This is a genomic window from Methylobacterium sp. CCH5-D2, assembly GCF_001556475.1.
GTDB classification, from domain to species: domain Bacteria; phylum Pseudomonadota; class Alphaproteobacteria; order Rhizobiales; family Beijerinckiaceae; genus Methylobacterium; species Methylobacterium hispanicum.
Genome location: NZ_LSIX01000369.1, coordinates 1 through 2,173, shown reverse-complemented (window position 1 = coordinate 2,173; position 2,173 = coordinate 1). Strand labels below are relative to the sequence as shown.

Genomic DNA, 2,173 nt, shown 5'->3' with positions numbered 1-2,173 from the left:
GCTTCGAGGTGCCGATGCTGTGGGCCCTGGGCTTCATGGTGACCTTCGTCATCGGCGGCATGACCGGCGTGCTGCTGGCCGTGCCCCCGATCGACTTCGTGCTGCACAACTCGCTGTTCCTCGTCGCCCACTTCCACAACGTGATCATCGGCGGCGTCCTGTTCGGGGCGTTTGCGGGCTACACCTACTGGTTCCCCAAGGCCTTCGGCTTCCGGCTCCACGACGGCCTCGGCCGGGCGGTGTTCTGGTGCTGGCTGATCGGGTTCTACCTCGCCTTCATGCCGCTCTACGTGCTCGGCCTGATGGGCATGACCCGGCGGATGCAGCACACCACCGATCCCGCCTGGGCGCCGTGGCTGTACGTGGCGATGGCCGGCGCCGGCGTGATCCTCCTCGGCATCGTCCTCACGGTGGTCCAGCTCGTCGTCAGCATCCGTCGGCGCGAGGCGCTGCGCGACGCGACCGGCGACCCCTGGAACGGACGCACCCTGGAATGGGCGACCGCCTCGCCCCCGCCGCCCTGGAACTTCTCGCGCCTGCCGCGGGTGCACGGCATGGACGCCTACTGGGACATGAAGGAGGCCGGGACGCGCCAGGGCGCCGCCGAGCCCGAGGCGGCCGAGGCGGCCGAGGCGGTGGAGCTGCCCCGCAACAGCATGGCGGGCTTCGTGACGGCCTTCTTCGCCGTCCTCCTCGGCTTCGCCACGATCTGGCACATCTGGTGGCTCGCGATCGGCGGCCTCGCCGGCGCCGTCGCCGTGATCCTCGTCCATGCGTGGCGCACCGAGACCGAGCAGGCGGTCCCCGACCGGGCGCTCCGGGCCTACGAGGCGGCGCTGGCCTCCGCACGGAGCGCGTCGTGAGCGTCGCGGCCTCCGTGCGGGATCCGGCCGCGCCGCAGCGCGGGTCGACGGGGTCCGATCCGGTTCCGGTGTCCGAGCGCGGCCCGGCCCCGACCCGGATCGTCGTCGGGTTCGGCTTCTGGCTGTACCTGCTCAGCGACATCGTGATGTTCGCCACCGTCTTCGCGGCCCACGCGGTGCTGTCGCAGGCGACCGATGGCGGCCCGGCGGGGCGCGACCTGTTCGACCAGCGCAGCGCCTTCATCGAGACCGCGCTGCTGCTCGGATCGAGCCTGACCTGCGGGCTGATGATGCGCGCGGCCCGGCGGGCGCCGGGGCGCGACTTCCAGCTCTGGGCAGGCGCCACGCTCCTGCTCGGCCTCGCCTTCCTCGGGCTGGAGGTCCGCGAGTTCGCGGGCCTGATCGGGCGGGATGCGGGCCCGGGCCGCAGCGCCTTCCTGTCCGCCGTCTTCATGCTGGTCGGCCTGCACGGGCTCCACGTCGCCGTCGGCCTGTTCTGGCTCGGGATCATGATGCTGCAGGCGGCGACCCTGGGCTTCCGGGCGATGGTCCGGCGGCGGCTGCTCTGCTTCAGCCTGTTCTGGCACGCCATCGACATCGTCTGGATCGGCGTGTTCACCACCGTCTACCTGCTGGGAAGCCGCTGATGGGCCGCGCGTCGTCGGCCTTCCGGTTCGCCGCGCCGGTCCTTCTCGGCCTCGCCGTCCTGCTGCGGCTGGTCTTGCGGCCGGTCTTGCGGCCGGTCTTGCGGCTCCCGGCCGCCGGTCGCGGCCGGGCCGCGGGCGCCGCTGCCGCCTCCCCCGATCCCGAGGCCTCACGAGACGCCATGAGCCAGGACCCAGCGGCCGCGAGCGGCCACACCGACAAGGCGCCGGGCGCCGACGAGGCGGACGACCCCCTGCACAGCTACCTCGTCGGCTTCGCGCTGGCCTGCGGGCTCACGCTCGCCTCGTTCGGGCTGGCCAACACCGGCCTGATCTGGGAGCCGGCGATCCCCGTCGTGCTGATGGTGCTGGCGGTCGCGCAGATGGGCGTGCACCTCGTCTTCTTCCTGCATCTCGGCAGCGGGCCGGACCAGACCAACAACGTCATGGCCCTGGCCTTCGGCCTGCTCATCGTCGCCCTGGTGCTGGTCGGCTCGCTCTGGATCATGGCCCATCTGAACGGGACCATGATGCCGATGAGCCCGCGCCTGGGGGGCTGAGGCCGCGATGCGGGCACGCCCATGAGCGCCACCCCATGAGCGCCACCCTCGCGCGCCGGGTCCGCTGGGAGGCGGTCCTCGACCGCCTGACGCCCCCGGCCGGCGC

At 72.7% G+C, this 2,173-nt stretch carries 3 protein-coding genes; all 3 read left to right on the top strand.

Translation table 11 applies throughout. The annotated features are described in order from the left end of the window. Positions 1-863, top strand: an 863-nt coding sequence (locus AX737_RS09480; protein WP_197430521.1) for a cbb3-type cytochrome c oxidase subunit I, incomplete at its 5' end; no start/stop codon positions are given. Continuing rightward, on the top strand, positions 860-1,510 hold the full coding sequence (locus tag AX737_RS09475; RefSeq protein WP_066920848.1) for a cytochrome c oxidase subunit 3: 651 nt from the start codon (positions 860-862) through the stop codon (positions 1,508-1,510). The genes AX737_RS09480 and AX737_RS09475, both read left to right, overlap by 4 nt. Before the next feature lie 179 nt (positions 1,511-1,689). Next, a complete protein-coding gene (cyoD, locus tag AX737_RS09470) occupies positions 1,690-2,067 on the top strand; it encodes a cytochrome o ubiquinol oxidase subunit IV (protein WP_066920850.1) in 378 nt (125 codons plus the stop codon). Positions 2,068-2,173 lie beyond the last annotated feature (106 nt).